This is a genomic window from Methylobacterium sp. HJ2 (assembly GCF_056431005.1).
The window spans coordinates 251,039-267,003 of the sequence record NZ_JBWJYM010000005.1 but is presented as its reverse complement, the minus strand read 5'-3'; the positions used below and the strand labels follow the sequence as shown (position 1 = coordinate 267,003).

Sequence of the window (15,965 nt, the reverse complement as noted above, 5' to 3'; positions counted from 1 at the left end):
ACTAAGGGCGAGCGATGGGAGTACCAGTCAACTCCCCCTCAATGGCTCTAAGCCTATCTTTAAGCGCACGCACTCGATTGCCAAGCACGACCTGCTCGGCAAGCCGCTTTTCCCGCTTCGCCGCCGCGCGGGCGGCGAGCCATTCCGCTTCCGCTTGCTCATGACGGGCGAGCGCATCACGGCGCCGTACCACCGCCGCCGCATCGGGGAGAAGCTGGTAAGGTGCGCCGACCAAGCACGCGACAGACAGCGCCTCGGTCCGCTCAATCAACGCGCCGTAGAGCGCAGCCAGTGTCGTCTGCGGCAGCCCGGGCAGCGCCAAGCTGGCGAGGAACGCCGCCGATGCCGGCTCAGCCTCCGCAACCAAGTCAGGCACAACGACCAGCCGCTCGACGACCATCCGGTCTGCGATCCGCTCAGCCCTGCGCAGCGGCGCGAGGCTTAAACGGGTGCCAGCGTTTCCAGGCAGTGCCGAGGCGAGGACGACAGGCACCGGGATGGCGCGGTGGACCAGGGCCAGAAGCCGCTGAGTCGGTTCGACCCGCGTTGTCATCGCCAGCAGCTGAATGGCGGGGACGGGCCGCTCGTCATCCGTGCCTGCCGCGACACCGATCGTGGTTGGCGACAATGTCGCCCACCAGTCCAGCCGCTCGATCGCGCTGTCGATCAGCTTACGGTCGGCAGTGTTGGCGGCGCCATGCTGCGCCAGCACCTCCTTCGGCAGTCGGCGCGCCGGGGTATTGATAGGCGGCAAGGCCAGCGCGACGCGGATGTCGACGGGCGTAATCGTCATGCCCGCGGCAGGATCGCCAGCCAGCAGACCACCTCCCAATCGTCCAACCCGCTCTCGCCCCCCGGTCCCTCGATTCCCCCGGTGGTAAACAGGCTTTCGACCGCGCGTTCCTCAGCCTTGCCGGTGACGCCACGAATGGCGGCGGCGAGCAGCGACTGCCACGTCTCCATCGCTTCGCCGCCGCGCGTCTCGACATCGAACCGCGCCCAGGCCTCGGCTTGCCGCCCAGCCGGAGTTGCCGCCGCGAGGCGGAGCACGTCCAGTATCCGTTTCGGCTGGCTGTGCGGCAGGATGATGCGGTCATCCATGCCGACGTAGATCAGTGCATGCGGGAAGAGCGGGTCGCCCTTGGCGATCGAGCGCTCGGCCGCCGACGTCTCGGCGCGAAGGACGAACAGCGCGCCGGGCGGAAAGTCGTCGCTGGCGAAGATTGGTGCGTAGGTGCCGAGCAGCTGCTTGCTGAGAGTTGCGCGCTCGTCCGGCGACAGGCGCGCCAGATCCATCCGCAGATCGTTAAGCGTCAGGTCGGTGATGGATACGCCTGATGACAGATCCTCAAGATCGATCACCCGCGATTGCAGGGTTTCAAGCTGTTGGCGGCGATATTCTAGATCATTCATCTGGTTGCCGGCCTGCGTCTCGATCAGGTTTTCCTCGCCGGTCGCGGAGACGTCGAGCAGAATCATCTTACCCGAGACGCTGCGTTCCAGGCCGATATAGCTGTCTAGGTCCATGTTCGGCCAGAAGTTGACCAGGCGGATGACGGCGTTGGGCGACCCCAGGCGATCGACGCGGCCGAAGCGCTGGACGATGCGGACCGGGTTCCAGTGGATGTCGTAGTTCACCACGCAGTCGCAATCCTGCAGGTTTTGGCCTTCGGAGATACAGTCGGTGGCGATGACGAGGTCGATTTCCTCCTCGCCCGCCAGCGCCTCCGGCCGCGATCGGGCGCGCGGCGCGAAGGCAGTGAGGATCGAACCGAGGTCTGCCGTCAGCTTGGGGTGGGTCGTCCTATTGCGCCCCGATCCCGTTACCAGCGCCATCCGATGCGGATAGTCCGCCCGGACCGCGTCGTAGAGATAGGCAGCAGTTTCAGCGAAGGCGGTGAACACGAGCAGCTTGACATTGCCGGGGTTGAAGGGCTCGGCTAGCTTGTCGGCGATCAGCTTCTTAAGGTCGGCGAGCTTGGCGTCCCGTTCTGGCGTAACGCTTTTGGCTTGTGTGTGCAGGCGCGCGAGACGATCCCGATCCTCGGCCAGATCCTGACGCCAGCGGACGAGATCAGCGTCGCTGAGCAGTACGCGAACGCTGCGTCCAACACCGAGTTGATCGAATGTGGGATCATCATCATCAAGATCGTCGATCGTGGGCGCGGCGACGCTGTTATCATGCGCATCGATTCGCGCAATCAACGCCTCGACGATCTCCAGTTGGCGACTGATTGTCAGCGTGAAGGCGTGGACCGAGCTCTCCATCCGCTTTAGCAGGTTGACCCGCAGCAGCGCGATCAAGCTTTCCTCGCGGTCAAGCTGGCGGAACACACTAGCGCCGCCGCCAGCGCCGGCAACATCCTGATTGTAGCGCCGCTCGTAGGCCGCGCGGCGGTCGTCCAGCACGTATCGGAGTGGCGCAAAAGCCGCGAGCTTCAGCCGGCGAATCTCGGTGTTGACCTCGACGATTGGCGGGAACGAGCCGGTAAGGTCGACGTCCGACTTGATGTTGACCGGCGTCAGCTTCTCCGGGAACGAGCCCGTATCGGCGGTCCCGTAGTAACGCTCGATATGCTTGCGGCTGCGAGCGATGGTCAGAAGGTCGAGCAGGCGGAAATAGTCGAAGCCGAGCATCTCTAAAAGTTTGACCGGCGTTCGGGCTGCCGCTGGCATTTGCTGCCAGCGGTTGAACTGACCCTGCGCAATGCGGATCGTGCCTGCGATACTGGCGATGCCGTGCCCGGCCAGGGCCTGATCGTGACCCTCGGTCGCGAAGGCGATCTGGTTCTTCAGGTCATTGAGACGGTTGTTCACCGGGGTGGCCGACAGCATCAGCACTCGGGTCTTGACGCCGGCCTTCACCACAGTGTTGAGCAGCTTATCGTACCGACTCTCCCGCTCGCCCTTGCTGGCGGGGCGATTGCGGAAATTATGGCTCTCGTCAATGACGACCAGATCGTAATTGGCCCAGCTGATATGGCCGAGGTCGATGTTGCCGGATTGACCGCCCTCGCGCGACAGATCGGTGTGGTTCAACACGTCGAAAGCGAAGCGGTCGGCGGCGAGCATGTTGCGGACATCGTTGCGCGTCCACAACGTCCAGTTCTCGCGCAGACGCTTGGGCGCAAGCAGCAGCACGCGGGCGTTCCGCAGCTCGAAATATTTGATGACCGCCAAAGCCTCAAAGGTTTTGCCCAACCCCACGCTGTCGGCGATGATGCAGCCGCCGAAGCGCTGCAACTTGTCTATAGTGCCGATGACGCCGTCTTTCTGGAAACGGTAGAGTTTGGACCAGATCTGTGTCTCTCGGATGCCGGTCGCGGGATCGACGATGCGCGACTCGTCAGTGCTCGCCTCCATTTCGGCGAAGAGCTGGTGCAGGGCCTGCGTATAGACAGCGCCGGGGGCGTGATCGGCCGCGGCGGCGGTGACAGCCTCGGTTAGCGCCGATACGGCCGGCCCCTGCGGATTGGCGGCGTTCCATTCCGTCTCGAACCATTGGCTGACCATCGCCAGCTCGGCATCGCTCTCAGTCTGCTGGACGAAGCCGAGCCGCGATTGCGGCGCGAGGCCGAGACCGCCGGTCGTCAGGCTGCAATTCCCAACGATGGCGCCGCGCTGGGTTAGGAGCACAGATTGGGAAGACGGAAGGCGCGTTTGCCGGATTTCTGCACCGGCCAGTGCTCGAGCAAACGCGGAGGACACCGCGCGGTTCTGCAGCCGATTGCGACGGACGCGGTCCGTGTCGTCACCCCCGAGAAGCGCGTCTGTTGCAAGACCAAGCAGGACACGTCCCAGTCTACGGGGACCAACCTCAATGGCGGAGCGTGCACCGAAGATTGAGAGCTGATCAGTGAGGACATCAAGTGAGTCGCCCTCGACGTCTTTTAAAATATCGGCAGTTCGATTGCTGCCGGTGTTTGCAACAAGCCGCACTTGCATACATCCTTCTTGCCCGCTCATCCGCGTCTGTGAGGTCGCTTAGTCCTCCTGGCGCACGAACCGGACATCAAGGCTGGTCGGCAGCGTGCAGTCAACGCCGCGGGGTCGTGCTGCTTCTAATCGAGCCCTTGGCCATATCGACTCGCGCGCGCCACCAACGACCTCTTCGCCACGCGATTACGGCCGTCGTCGGAAACATCCTGGCAACCGCGGGGCTCAGCAGCGCGTTCGACGGCCAGTGCTTCTCCCACAAGGGCGGCCGCCGCACCATGCCGTCGACTCTCTACGTCCAGAATCAGGCGCGGAGTTGCTGCTCTGGCGTTGCTTGCGTGCCAATCGCGCGTTGAGTAGCTCAAGTGTCATTTCTTGGGAAAAAGCGGACTTATTATGATATGTCGTGCATAGCTGTAGTTGATTTAAGCGATTTCGAACACGAAAACGCTTAAACGGCTACGATGGATCTAAACCAAGCTTTGGCAGTGCATGCCGGACCGCTTCGCCGACGTATGACGGCGTAAGGTGAGCATAGTGTTTTTCGGTGACGCGCGTGTCGGCATGCCCAAGCTGGTCGGCGATGACGCGCATCGGCACGCCCTTCATCGCCAACGCGCTGGCGTAGGTATGGCGCAGTATGTGGAAGGTGCACGGTGGCTCAAACCCTACCCGCGCCGAAGCCTCGATCAGCGGCCGCTGCTGGTGTGATGCTCCCCAAGGTTCTCCGTTAATTCGGGAGAACACGCGCGCTGTCCTCGGCCGCTCGGCGGTGAGCAATGCGAAGAAGGCGGTCCCCTCGTCGCTTAGCGCGATATGGCGCGGCTTGGCCTGCTTCGACTTGGCGATCAGCACGGTGCGCGCATGCGCGTCGAAATCGGACACCCGGATCCGCCCGAGCTCGCCGTATCGGCACCCTGTCGCCAGCGCGCCGCGCACGAGATCGCGGAAGGCCCCATCGCAGGCGTCGAGCAGGTTCCGGCACTCGGCCGCGGTGAGGTAACGGATCTTGGCGGCGTCAGCCTCGCGGTAGGGCTTTACTCGGCGCCAAGCTTCGTCCGAGTTGCTCTTTCCCTCCTGAAACGCATGGTTGAGCGCGGCCTTCAGGATCGTCAGCACTCGGTTGGCTGTCGCACGCCGCGCCCGCACCGCCTCCGGATCCGTCGCATCGACCGCGGCCAAACGTCGTGTTTCTACCCCAGACGCGGTTCGGCGCAGCTTCGGCGCCTCGGCGAGGTCATGGTGCCAGTCGCGGATGCGCTTCGTCGTCAGCGCCGTCAATTCGAGCGCGCCGAGCACCGGCAGGATGCGTGCCTCAGCTGCGTAGCGGTCTGCCCGCACGCCCTTCGACCCGCGGCGCTCTCGTGCGGCGAGGTAGTCGGTCAACGCCGTCGCGACCGTCCAGGGGACTTCAACCGCCTCCTCATCGAAGCCGGCGAGCTCGCGCGCCTTCCGAGAGAAGTAGACACGCGCCCGCTCTTGAGCCTGAGCGAACGAGAACACGGTCAGGCCGTCGGCATCGCGGTTGTCGTCTGCGGCGCCGAGCGCGTCGTAGTGCTGCTTGGCCCCATCACGCATCCGCGCGACCCACGTGCCGCCGTTGGCGCCGCGCCGGTAACCGACGGCACAACCGGCCGAAATGACGGTCCAGTACGGTTCGCGCCGAGCAGCGAGTTTGGCACGCCCCGAACGCGTGTCGAGCTTGGCATTGCGTACCGTGCGGGCCATGGCGCCCTCCCCGCTTCTGTACGGAAATCGTACGGAAAAGGCGTAGGCGGATGTCAGCGAACTCGCAAGGACGAAAGATGATGATCACAGAGTGAATTAGGGGTTCGCCGACGTTCGCTGAAGGCCGCAAAATGCCCCGTTACCACTCTTTCAAGGCGAAAACGGCTTCATCTCTTGCAGGCAGTGTTTATCCCAGTCCTTCATCATCAAGCGTCGTTTCTCAAGGGCATCGCCCCGGCGGTACGCGCGCTCGACGGCATCGCCCGACTGATGCGCAAGCGCCGCTTCCGCGATCTCGCGAGGGTAGTCCGTCTCTTCCCCGGCCCAGTCCCGAAATGCGGATCGAAAGCCATGCGGGGTCTCAGTCAGCTTAGCCCGGCGCATAACCATTTCCAGGGCCATGACCGAGAGCCCTTTGCCCGACCGCTGGCCGGGAAAGACGTGCGGGTTGTCGGCGCGGCGAAGGGCCTGCATCTCTTGTAAGATCTCCGCGGCCCGGCCAACCAACGGCACCCGGTGCTCACGGCCAGCCTTCATCCGCGTGGCCGGCACGGTCCAGACGCTCGCATCGAGATCGATTTCCGACCACAGTGCCCCGAGGGTCTCGCCCGAGCGGGCGGCAGTCAGGATCGTGAACTCGAGCGCGCGGATGCTCACGCCTGCAGCGGTTCGCAGGCGCCGCATGAAGGCGGAGACGTCTTTGTAGGCCATTGCCTTGTGGTGACCGCGCGAGAGCTTCTGGCGCTTGGGCAGGAGGAGGTCGAGGTGCCCGCGCCACCGCGCCGGGTTCTCACCTGTGCGCAGCCCCTGCGCCTTCGCCGCATCGAGCACGCGTTCGATGCGTCCGCGCAGGCGGGAGGCCGTCTCCTGCTTTTCCAGCCAGATCGGGCGCAGGACGCGCATCACGTCCTCTGTGCCGATCGCATCGACGGGCAAGGAATGGAGGCCGGCTGCGTACTCGCGCAGCGTGGTCTGCCATTGGGCTGCGTGCTTCTCGTTACGCCATTGCACCTGCATGGTGGCAATGAATTCGTCGGCGACCGTTCCGAAGGTCTTGACCGTACGGGCCGTCCTGCGCGCCTCGAGCGGGTCTTGACCCTGTGCGACGAGCTCGCGCGCTCGGGCCGCCGCCTAGCGCGCGCGGGCCAGTGCGACGTCCCGAGGGCTGCCGAGGCCCATCTCACGCAAGCGCCCATGCCAACGGTACAGAAAGACCCAGCGCCGCCGCCCGTCCCCTGAGATCGACAGATAGAGGCCGCCCCCGTCGGCGTGTCGGCCCGCAGTCTCAAGCGACGCGACCTTTCTGGCATTCAGGCGGTTGAGGAGGCGGGCCAAGAGCGCTCCGTCGAACTATCCGGCCCTAACGCGGGCCCCAACTTGAGCGGCGGATCGTAGCGGATCTCGGCGAACGTCGCCAGATCGGGAGATCGACAAAACACACTAAAATCAATGCGATGCGCGACGCCGGCGGACCGCCGCGAACCCCCGCGGACCCTGGTATGAGGGACATCCGCTTCCGCCAAGGCGCCTTGCGCGCCGCCCTGCCCGTCAGCCGATTCCGACCTCAGCCCGCGGCCAGGGCGAGATAGCCCGAGACGGTGGCGATCGAGAGGATCGTCGAGATCAGCACCGTATCGGCGGTGATGGCGGCCTCCCGGCGGTAGAACTCGGCCAGCATGAACGGTCCCGTTCCGGTGGGCAGCGCCGCCATCAGCACCGCGGTGTGCAGCAGGAGCGGCGGCAGGTCGAAGACGTAGCGGGCGAGCGCGTAGGTCAGGGCCGGGTGGACCACGAGCTTCAGGGCGACCAGCATCGCGGTCGCCCGGGGGGCGCGGCGTGTGGCGCCCCGCTTCTCGGCCAGGAACAGGCCGAGCGCCACCAGGGCGCAGGGCGAGGCCGCTGCGCCGAGGAGCTTCAGGAAGGTCTCGACGGGGGCCGGCACGCCGAGGCCGACGGCCGGCACGAGCGCCCCCGCGGCCGGCGCGATCAGCAGCGGGTTGCGGGCGAGCGAGAGCAGGACCTTGCGCGCGAGCGCCCCGCGCCGGCCCGGCACCGCAGCGCCGCCCGCGCGCAGTCCCGTCTCCCCGTGCCGCCTCGTCTCGTCTTGCCGCCTCGCCTCGTCTTGCAGCCCCACCTCGATCAGCACGATCGCGGCGGCGAAGATCAGGCAGACGGTGAGGATGGTAGCGATGGTGGTCGGCGCGAGCGCGGCCGGCCCCAGCGCCACGAGGGCGAGGGGAAAGCCCATGAAGCCGGTGTTCGGGTAGCCTGCGTTCAGCCCGTCGATCGCCGCGTCCGGGAGCGGGCGCCCGCGGGCGCGGGCCGCGAGCACGGTGAGCCCGAGGACCGCGAGGCTGCTCGCCCCGAACGTCGCCATGAAGCCCGGCTGCCAGATTTCGGGGCCGACCGCATGCGCCATCACGTCGAACAGCAGGGCCGGCAGGGCGAGATAGACCACGAAGCGGTTGAGCTCGCCGCTGGCGGCGGGCCCGAGAAGGCCCGTCCGGCGCACCAGCCATCCGACGAAGATCAGGGCGAAGATCGGCAGCACGACCGCGAGCGTCGTGAGCATGGGCAGGAGACTCAGACACGCGAGGGGGAGCTGGCGCTCGGCCGGGGACGGCCCGTCCTGTAGCCGGGACCGGCTCCGCCACCAAGGCGGGCCGCGGGATCCTCGGCGCGAGAGTTCAGGTCTTGGCCCCGGGGTCGCGGTCCGGTGGCGATCAGTCCCCGGTTTTCGTTGCGACGCCGAAGATAATCCCGGTCAGGAATGCAGTCCGTCAAGTCAAAATTCAACACATGTTTAATGACACAATCTCGCCGCAATTTGACGTTTGATCTCGGCCGTAACGAATACGAATTAATCTTTGATAACCGCTGATTAGTTCGTACAAAATCGTACCACACTCCGTTTTGTACTAACCAATACATTCTGGCCGTACCGCTTCCAGGTGCGTGCCATCCCGCCTCCCCCCGTTCGATGCGAGGCCGGCCTGCACGGTCGGCCTCGGTCGGAGCGCCGTGCGCGAAGCACGGATCCGGACCCCGTCGCACCCAGCGGCCGGGATGAACGCCCGCGGCCCTACGGCCGGGGCTGCACGCCAAGCCACAAAGCAGAGACGATGCACCCCACCTCCAAGCACGAGACCCGCATGAACCATGACGTCACCTCTGGGAGGACCCGGCACTGGTATGAGCCGGACGCGTCCGACGCGCTGATGCCGGCCCCCGACCCGATCGAGACCCCCTCGTCCACGGACCTGCCCCCGGTCCCGACCACGCCGACCACACCCGTGCTCACACCCGACCTCACCTCCGCCCCCAGCCTCTCGCCTACCCCCAGCCTCTCGCCCACCCCCAGTCTCTCGCCCACCCCGACGACGGTCGTCGCGAGCGCGCCGGTGCCGGTGGCCCCCCAGACGGCGGCGACCGATGCCGCCCTCGTGACGGGCGATCCGCTGCCGCTCGCGCCCGCCGCGAGCACGGCGGCGACGCCGGCCGCGCTCACCCGCCACGACGGGACGATCTACGCGCAGAGCGGGGACGTCATCGAGAACCTCGACATCTACGCCGACGGCTACGGGATCGAGCTCGAGGAGGACGCCAACGTCACCATCCGCAACGTCCGGATCCACTACAACGGGGCCGACCAGGGCGGCGCGGGCATCTCGGGCGTCGATGCCAGCCACCTGACGATCGACGGCGTGGAACTGATCAATGCCGGCGCGCCGGCCTCCGGGCCCAACACCGATTCCGAGCAGTACGGCATCGGGCTGTTCAACTCCCCGGGCGCCGCGATCAGCCACGTCACGGTCCGCGACGCCTCGACGGGGATCTACCTGCAGGACTCGCCGCAGGCGGTGCTGGAGGGGATCGAAGGCTACGACATGCGGGGGCCGTTCCCCCGCGGGCAGCTGGTGCAGTTCAACCGCTCCGGCGACAGCAGCCTCACCGACTTCTCCGTCTACAACAACCTCGAGACCTCGTGGACGGAGGACAACATCAACATCGGCGGCAGCAACGGGGTCACCGTCAGCAACGGCCTGATCGACGGCAACAACTCGCCGAGCGGCGTCGGGGTCATCACGGAGAGCTCGAGCGGCGTCACCGTCCGGAACGTCGACACCGTCCACATGGGCGACGGCGCGTTCTCGGATTACGGCAGCGGCAACACCTTCGACCACGTCCGCTCGTTCGACAACTTCGTGGACAGCCACGCCGGCCGGGGCACCCCGCTCTCGGGCGGCCTGATCTTCAGCCTGGCGGACGACACGACCGTCACCAACGCCGCCTACCAGAACCCCGCCAGCCCGAACAACGTCGTGTATGGCGGCGGCATCCAGGATGAGGCCTTCAAGGGCACGTTCGCGGCGACGGAGATCACCGGCCAGACGCCGATGGCCGGCTACCACAACACCTTCTCGTGGGCCTGAACCTAGAGCGCCCCTGAGGGACGGGCGGCCGCCGCGACAGGGCGGCCGCACCCATCGCGCCCCGGCCCGGAACGGCCGGGGCGAACCATCAAACGGCCGTATTGGATGCGCTAGAACGCGGATGCGGCCGGCGCGCGGCGTGAGAGCCTCGGGCCGCCGCGCCCTTCCCCGCAGTGAGATCCGCATGGTGGTGCGTCCAGAGATCGTCCGTGACACCTTCCGGGAACAGCCCGGCGGCGTGGACGAATCCGCGCCGCCGACCGAGAGCTGCGCCGCCGGCCTCCTCAGCCTCGAGATCGGCATGGAGGCGATGCGCGCGGTGGCCGACGCGCTCCGGGGCGACCTCGGGGCCGCGTTCGACGCCGCCGTGCAGAGCCTGCTGGCGGTCGAGGGGCGGGTGATCGTCTGCGGCGTCGGCAAGAGCGGACATATCGGCCGCAAGATCGCCGCGACGCTCGCCTCGACGGGCACGCCCGCCTTCTTCGTCCATCCCACCGAGGCGAGCCACGGCGACCTCGGCATGATCACCCCGCAGGACGCGATCCTCGCCCTGTCGTGGTCCGGCGAGACGGCCGAACTCGGCGACCTCACCCATTTCTCGCGCCGCTTCTCGATCCCGCTGATCGCCATCACCTCGCGCAGCGAGAGCACGCTGGGCCGCGCCGCCGACGTGGTGCTCGCCCTGCCGCGCGTGCGCGAATCCTGCCCGCACGACCTCGCGCCGACCTCTTCCAGCCTGATCCAGCTGGCGCTCGGCGACGCGCTGGCCGTCTCCCTGCTGAAGTTGCGCGGCTTCACCAGCTCGCGCTTCAAGATCCTGCACCCCGGCGGCACGCTCGCGGCCCGGCTGAAGACCGTGCGTCAGCTCATGCATTCGGGCGAGGCGATGCCGGTCGTCGCCAGCGGGACGCCGATGTCGGAGGTGCTGGTGCGGATCGCCGAGCACCGCTTCGGCTGCGCCGGCGTCGTCGACGCGGTCGGCGTGATCCGCGGCATCGTCACCGACGGCGACCTGCGCCGCCACATGGGGCCGGCCCTCCTGGGCATGCCGGTGGAGGAGGTGATGACGCGCCGCCCCATCACGATCGAGCCCGACAGCCTCGCCGGCTCCGCCCTGGAACTGATGAACCGCAAGCGCATCACGGCGATCTTCGTCGTCGAGAACGGCCGCCCGCTCGGCATCGTCCACGTGCACGACCTGCTGCGCGCCGGCGTGGTCTAGCCCCGATAAGACCGGAACTCCGCACGGCGCGGCAGGTTCGTCCCCGGCCACCGGAGATCCGATCCATGCGCCTTCCGCTCATCGCCCCCGGCGACCTCTCGCCCGCGCAGCGCCCGCTCTACGACGACATGCGGACCGGTATCGAATCGGGCTTCCAGGGCTTTGCCGCGATGCGGGAGGACGGCGCCCTGATGGGTCCGTGGAATCCCTGGCTGCACGAGCCGGAGATCGGCGGAGCGATCTGGAACCTCACCAAGGCGCTGTCGGCCAGCGCCAGCCTGCCCGAGCCCGTGCGGCAGGTGGCGATCCTCGTCACCGGGGCGGCCTACCGGGCGGCCTACGAGATCTACGCCCACGTGCTGGTGGCGCGCCGGGACGGCCTGCCCGAGGACAAGATCGCCACCATCGCCGCGGGCCAGCGCCCGCCGGACCTGACGCCGGACGAGGCACTGGCCTACGACGTCGCGGCCGCCCTCAACGCGGGCGGGGTCCTGCCGGCGGTCATCTACCGGCGCAGCGTCGAGGCCTTCGGACCGCATGGCGCGGCCGAGCTGATCTATCTCGTCGGCCTCTACGGGCTCGTCTCGACCACCCTCAACGGCTTCGACGTGCCGGTGCCCGACGAGGTGCGGGCGTGACGCGGCGTCCGCCGAATCGGAGCTGACGCCGGGGCGGCCGAGCCCGTCCGGCACCCGCGATTCGCCCCGGCCGGAGGCCGAGCCGCCGTGCGGGAGGATTCGACCGGCCGGGATGGGGCCCGTCGGGTGATTCGTCCCGAACCTTCCAGCGGGCGCGTTCGAGGCCGGGCCACGCAGGCCCGTGGCCGATCGCGCCTCCACCCAAGCGGCACAGGCATACCTGCCCAGCGCGGCGCGAAATTGTGCAGGACTCAGTGCTGGCTAAAGTATGGGCTCCTCCCAAGGGTTCAGGCCCTATCCTGCCCGCTCGGCCCCGGCCGGGCGGGCTTTTTCATGCCGGCGTTCGCGCCGTGAGGGCGGCCTTAGGAAGATCGATCTACTGGCCGCCGCACCGCGGCGCCCGCGATTCCCGCCGGCGCCGCGCGCGATCGCGTCGCGACGCGGAGGGGCGCAAGGCCCGCGCCGGAGGGCGGAGCGTCCCGGCGAACCGGCTTGCGTCGCGGCGGACCGCGCGTCGACCGGCGGTCGCTCCGGGCAGCAGGACCCGGGCCGAATGCGCGGCTCGGCCGTCCCGATGGCTGGCGTCGCCGCGCGGGCGACCCGGAGCGGGCGCGGTTCGCGGAGATCGGGAAACCTCGGGGGCGCGGGCCCATTGCCCGGAGGCGGGCCGCCCCGGGCCCGGCCGATCCTGCGGAGGCTCGAGACGTTCGTGAGCAACCCGACCTACCCGCCTCTCGACGTCCTGAAGCCCGTGGGGCGCGATCTCTGGATCGTGGATAGCGGGCCGCTCAGGGTCCTGGGCATGCCGCTGCCGGTGCGGATGAGCGTGGTGCGCCTCTCGGACGGGGCGATCTGGCTGCACTCGCCGACGCGCTACGACGCCGAACTGCACCGGGCCATCGCCGCGATCGGGCCGGTTCGCCACATCGTGGCGCCCAACGTCGCGCATTGGAGCTTCGTGCGGGCGTGGCAGGAGCAGTGTCCCGAAGCGACGACCTGGGCCGCTCCGAACCTGCGCCGCCGCGGGCCCCCGCGGCGCGCGGGCCTGCACATCGACCGCGACCTCGACGAGGCCGCGCCGCTCGCATGGGCGCGTGACCTGGCCCAGGTGGTGGTGCCGGGCGGCCTCGGCTTCCGGGAGGTGGCGTTCTTCCACGCGGCCTCGCGCAGCCTGCTCCTCACCGATCTCGTGCTGAACCTGGAGCCGGCCCGGCTGCCGGCGGCGATGCGTCCGCTGGCGCGGCTCGCCGGGATCACGGCGCCGGACGGACGGGCGCCGATCTACCTGCGCGCGGTGATCCGCATGCGGCGGGCGGAGGCGGCGCGCGCGGCGCGGGTCCTCGTGGACATGGCGCCCGAGCGGGTGATCTTCGCGCACGGGGCATGGTTCGCCCGCGCCGCCACGCCCGCCCTGCGGCACTCCCTCCGGTGGCTCCTCGACCGGGCCTGAGGCGCGTGGGCCTGCGACGACCCGACCTACCGCGCGGTCGGAACGGCCGCGGGATCCCGCCCGTTCGCCCCTGCCCCGACCGGCTGCAGTCTCGGCCGCGCTGCCGGTCCCCCGATCCGAACAGAGCGATGATGCATATCCTGGTGGCCGACGGGAACATCGCCGAGGCCCGTCGGGCCCATACCCGGGCGACGGGGCGGACCTCGGCCGAGGCCTACGCGGCGATTCTCCGCGCGCTCGCCCCGGATGCCGCCTGCACCCTGCTCAACCCCGCCGATGCCGAGGCTGCCCTTCCGGCGGGCGCAGCGCTGGCCGGCTACGACGGCGTGGTCTTCACGGGCTCGATGCTGCACGTGACGGATGGCGGCCCGCCGGTTCAGCGCCAGCTCGACCTGATGCGGGCGAGCCTGGAGGCGGGGCTGCCGGTCTTCGGATCGTGCTGGGGTGTCCAGGTCGCCGCGGCGGTGGCGGGGGGGAAGCCGGGGCGTAATCCGTGCGGTCCCGAATACGGCTTCGCCCGCCGCATCGCCCCGACCGATGCGGGCCGCGCGCATCCGCTCTTGGCCGGCCGTCCGCCGGCCTGGGATGCCCCGGCGATGCATCTCGACGTGGTGCTGGTGCCGCCGCCGCAGGCCGAGGTGCTCGCCGGCAACGGGCTCCTCGACGTCCAGGCCCTGGCCATTCCCCTGGGCGAGGGCCTGTTCTGGGGAACGCAGTACCATCCGGAACTCGATCCCGACGAACTCGCCGCGATGCTGCGGCTGAGCGCGGACGACGTGGTCGAGGCGGGCCTGTGCCCCGATGCCGAGGCGGTGGCGGCCTACGCCGCCGAGATCGAGCAGATCCCCGAGCGGCCGGACCTCGCGTGGCGCCACGGCGTCGGCCCGGAGATCGTCGAGCCCGACCGTCGTCGGCGCGAGATCGCGAACTTCCTCGACTATCTGGCCAGGCCCCGCGCCGAGCGGCGATGAGGCCCCGCGCCGAGCGGCGATGAAGCCCCGTGCCGAGCGGCGATGAGGCCCCGTGCCGAGCGGCGATGAGGCCCCGTGCCGAGCGGCGATGAGGCCCCGCGCCGAGCGGCGATGAAGCCCCGCGCCGAGCGGGGACGAGGGGGTCGGATTGCGGGCGCGTGCCGCAGCCTCGGCGGGGGAACCGGGTGCGCGGCCGCCGCGTCGTTCCGGCAAAGGCCATGCAACCGGAGATCGTCCATGCGCAGCCTAGCGCTCGCCGCCATCGCCACCCTCGCCGTGACCGGGGCCGAGGCCCAGGTCTCGACGCAGCCGAATCCGAACAGCTGGAACCAAAGCCTGATCCAGCAGAACGAGATCCGCTCCCTGCAGCAGCAGAACTACAGCAGCCTCAACGCCCTGCGCCTCGACAACATGCGCAACGTCCAGCTGCGCCCCGCCGACACCTATGCGCCGGTGATCCTCCGCCGGGGCCACGGTTTCAACACGGCCGGGCCGAGCGGGCGCGGCGTCCGGCGCGGGCGCACCGGCATCGACCGGTCCCTCGACACGGGCATCTGCGTCGGCTGCTGAGCGGGGCGCGGGGCGCGGGGGGGCGGCCCGTCGATCCGCGTCGCCCGCGTTGCAGCCGCGGCACAGAGACTGAATTTATCCGGCGGCGGCTAGCGGCGTTGCAGCGCAACGTCCACAAGGGTTTTATGACCTTGGCTGCGGATTAAACGGTGGACTTCACCTCGACACGGCGTGCGAGCCTCCTTGGTCTGCCGCTCATCTTGGGTCTAGCCGGTCCGGTCACGGCGGCCGACCTCAGCGCGCTGATGCCCATGCGTCAGCCGGCCTTCACCCAGATCGACCCGAACACCTGGGTCGTGACACTGAGCGGGACGATCCAGGGCATCCCGCGCTATCCCGGCGCGGCCGAGTACACGGCTGTCGGCTATCCGGGGATCGACATCCGCCGGGCCGGCGAGCCGCGGCGCTTCTCGGCCCCGGACGACAATTTCAGCGTGTCGCTCTACGACAGCGACATGGTCCGCCTCGGCCCGACCGTGCGGATCGTGCCGGGCCGCTACTACGGCGACGACCGCCGGCACCTGTTCGGGTTCCGCGACGCCCGCTTCGCGGCCGAGCCCGGCCTGTTCGTCGAGATCTACCCGATCCCCACGATCCGCCTGCGCGGCGAGGTCCGCCAGGGCGTCTACGGCCATCACGGCACCGTGGGGTCGGTCGGCGCCGACTACATCCTGCCGTTCGACCGCTGGCAGGTCTCGATCGGGCCGCGCTTCAACATCGGCGATGCGAGCTTCGCGCGGAAATACTTCGGCGTCAGTCCCGCCGAGGCGGCCCTCAACGGTCGCGTCACCCCGTACGACCCGGCGAGCTTCTACGCGGCCGGCGTCCTGGGCGCCGTGACCTTCCGGCAGAGCGCGACCTGGGCCTACACGGCGTTCGCCGGCTACAACCGGATCCTCGGCGCCTCGGCCGACAGCCCCCTCGTCCGCCGTCCGTTCGGCGATCCCGACCAGTTCCTGTTCGGCCTGAAGGTGGATTACTCGTTCACCACGCCGGCCCTGTTCTGAGGCGTCCGGC

13 protein-coding genes and 1 pseudogene are annotated in these 15,965 nt (G+C 68.7%); 7 read left to right on the top strand and 7 right to left on the bottom strand.

The window, feature by feature from the left end:
• Position 1 precedes the first annotated feature (1 nt).
• From ACS5RC_RS14755 to ACS5RC_RS14725, 7 genes and pseudogenes are all read right to left on the bottom strand, one after another.
• A complete protein-coding gene (locus ACS5RC_RS14755; RefSeq protein ID WP_478344618.1) occupies positions 2 to 793 on the bottom strand; it encodes a DUF4391 domain-containing protein in 792 nt (263 codons plus the stop codon).
• Positions 790 to 3,945 carry a helicase-related protein gene (locus ACS5RC_RS14750; RefSeq protein WP_478344617.1) on the bottom strand — a complete coding sequence of 1,052 codons (3,156 nt, stop codon included), beginning with the start codon at positions 3,943 to 3,945 and terminating at the stop codon, positions 790 to 792. The genes ACS5RC_RS14755 and ACS5RC_RS14750 overlap by 4 nt, the downstream gene beginning before the upstream one ends.
• A gap of 450 nt (positions 3,946 to 4,395) precedes the next feature.
• Positions 4,396 to 5,664, bottom strand: a complete 1,269-nt coding sequence (locus ACS5RC_RS14745) for a tyrosine-type recombinase/integrase (RefSeq protein WP_478344616.1) — start codon at positions 5,662 to 5,664, stop codon at positions 4,396 to 4,398.
• Between the two features lie 150 nt (positions 5,665 to 5,814).
• Complete coding sequence (locus ACS5RC_RS14740; RefSeq protein ID WP_478344755.1) at positions 5,815 to 6,468, bottom strand: tyrosine-type recombinase/integrase; 654 nt, start codon at positions 6,466 to 6,468, stop codon at positions 5,815 to 5,817.
• A pseudogene (locus tag ACS5RC_RS14735) lies at positions 6,442 to 6,702 on the bottom strand (phage integrase central domain-containing protein); the annotation flags it as partial. The gene ACS5RC_RS14740 and the pseudogene ACS5RC_RS14735, both read right to left, overlap by 27 nt.
• 93 nt (positions 6,703 to 6,795) lie before the next feature.
• The gene (locus ACS5RC_RS14730; RefSeq protein WP_478344615.1) at positions 6,796 to 6,999 is read right to left on the bottom strand and encodes an Arm DNA-binding domain-containing protein; all 204 of its coding nucleotides are present in this window, start codon (positions 6,997 to 6,999) and stop codon (positions 6,796 to 6,798) included.
• A gap of 229 nt (positions 7,000 to 7,228) precedes the next feature.
• Entirely contained in the window at positions 7,229 to 8,236 is a 1,008-nt protein-coding gene (locus ACS5RC_RS14725; RefSeq protein ID WP_478344614.1) for an AEC family transporter, read from the bottom strand.
• A gap of 580 nt (positions 8,237 to 8,816) precedes the next feature.
• Here ACS5RC_RS14725 and ACS5RC_RS14720 point away from each other — a divergent pair.
• From ACS5RC_RS14720 to ACS5RC_RS14690, 7 genes are all read left to right on the top strand, one after another.
• Positions 8,817 to 10,097: a right-handed parallel beta-helix repeat-containing protein gene (locus tag ACS5RC_RS14720; protein WP_478344613.1), complete on the top strand. Its 1,281-nt coding sequence runs from the start codon at positions 8,817 to 8,819 to the stop codon at positions 10,095 to 10,097.
• 301 nt (positions 10,098 to 10,398) lie between these two features.
• A complete protein-coding gene (locus ACS5RC_RS14715; protein ID WP_478344754.1) occupies positions 10,399 to 11,319 on the top strand; it encodes a KpsF/GutQ family sugar-phosphate isomerase in 921 nt (306 codons plus the stop codon).
• Positions 11,320 to 11,384: 65 nt separating this feature from the next.
• On the top strand, positions 11,385 to 11,957 hold the full coding sequence (locus ACS5RC_RS14710; RefSeq protein ID WP_478344612.1) for a carboxymuconolactone decarboxylase family protein: 573 nt from the start codon (positions 11,385 to 11,387) through the stop codon (positions 11,955 to 11,957).
• Between the two features lie 709 nt (positions 11,958 to 12,666).
• On the top strand, positions 12,667 to 13,407 hold the full coding sequence (locus tag ACS5RC_RS14705; protein WP_478344611.1) for a DUF4336 domain-containing protein: 741 nt from the start codon (positions 12,667 to 12,669) through the stop codon (positions 13,405 to 13,407).
• A 128-nt stretch (positions 13,408 to 13,535) separates the two neighbouring features.
• Positions 13,536 to 14,378, top strand: a complete 843-nt coding sequence (locus ACS5RC_RS14700; protein WP_478344610.1) for a type 1 glutamine amidotransferase — start codon at positions 13,536 to 13,538, stop codon at positions 14,376 to 14,378.
• A gap of 237 nt (positions 14,379 to 14,615) precedes the next feature.
• Complete coding sequence (locus ACS5RC_RS14695; protein WP_478344609.1) at positions 14,616 to 14,948, top strand: hypothetical protein; 333 nt, start codon at positions 14,616 to 14,618, stop codon at positions 14,946 to 14,948.
• A gap of 149 nt (positions 14,949 to 15,097) precedes the next feature.
• Positions 15,098 to 15,955 carry a MipA/OmpV family protein gene (locus ACS5RC_RS14690; protein WP_478344608.1) on the top strand — a complete coding sequence of 286 codons (858 nt, stop codon included), beginning with the start codon at positions 15,098 to 15,100 and terminating at the stop codon, positions 15,953 to 15,955.
• Positions 15,956 to 15,965 lie beyond the last annotated feature (10 nt).

Excerpts from the sequence above, each read along its gene's own strand:
- ACS5RC_RS14745 (WP_478344616.1), bottom strand. The coding sequence starts at position 5,664 with ATGGCCCGCACGGTACGCAATGCCAAGCTCGACACGCGTTCGGGGCGT.
- ACS5RC_RS14710 (WP_478344612.1), top strand. The coding sequence starts at position 11,385 with ATGCGCCTTCCGCTCATCGCCCCCGGCGACCTCTCGCCCGCGCAGCGC.
- ACS5RC_RS14725 (WP_478344614.1), bottom strand. The coding sequence starts at position 8,236 with ATGCTCACGACGCTCGCGGTCGTGCTGCCGATCTTCGCCCTGATCTTC.
- ACS5RC_RS14755 (WP_478344618.1), bottom strand. The coding sequence starts at position 793 with ATGACGATTACGCCCGTCGACATCCGCGTCGCGCTGGCCTTGCCGCCT.
- ACS5RC_RS14695 (WP_478344609.1), top strand. The coding sequence starts at position 14,616 with ATGCGCAGCCTAGCGCTCGCCGCCATCGCCACCCTCGCCGTGACCGGG.
- ACS5RC_RS14715 (WP_478344754.1), top strand. The coding sequence starts at position 10,399 with ATGGAGGCGATGCGCGCGGTGGCCGACGCGCTCCGGGGCGACCTCGGG.
- ACS5RC_RS14720 (WP_478344613.1), top strand. The coding sequence starts at position 8,817 with ATGAACCATGACGTCACCTCTGGGAGGACCCGGCACTGGTATGAGCCG.
- ACS5RC_RS14750 (WP_478344617.1), bottom strand. The coding sequence starts at position 3,945 with ATGCAAGTGCGGCTTGTTGCAAACACCGGCAGCAATCGAACTGCCGAT.
- ACS5RC_RS14700 (WP_478344610.1), top strand. The coding sequence starts at position 13,536 with ATGATGCATATCCTGGTGGCCGACGGGAACATCGCCGAGGCCCGTCGG.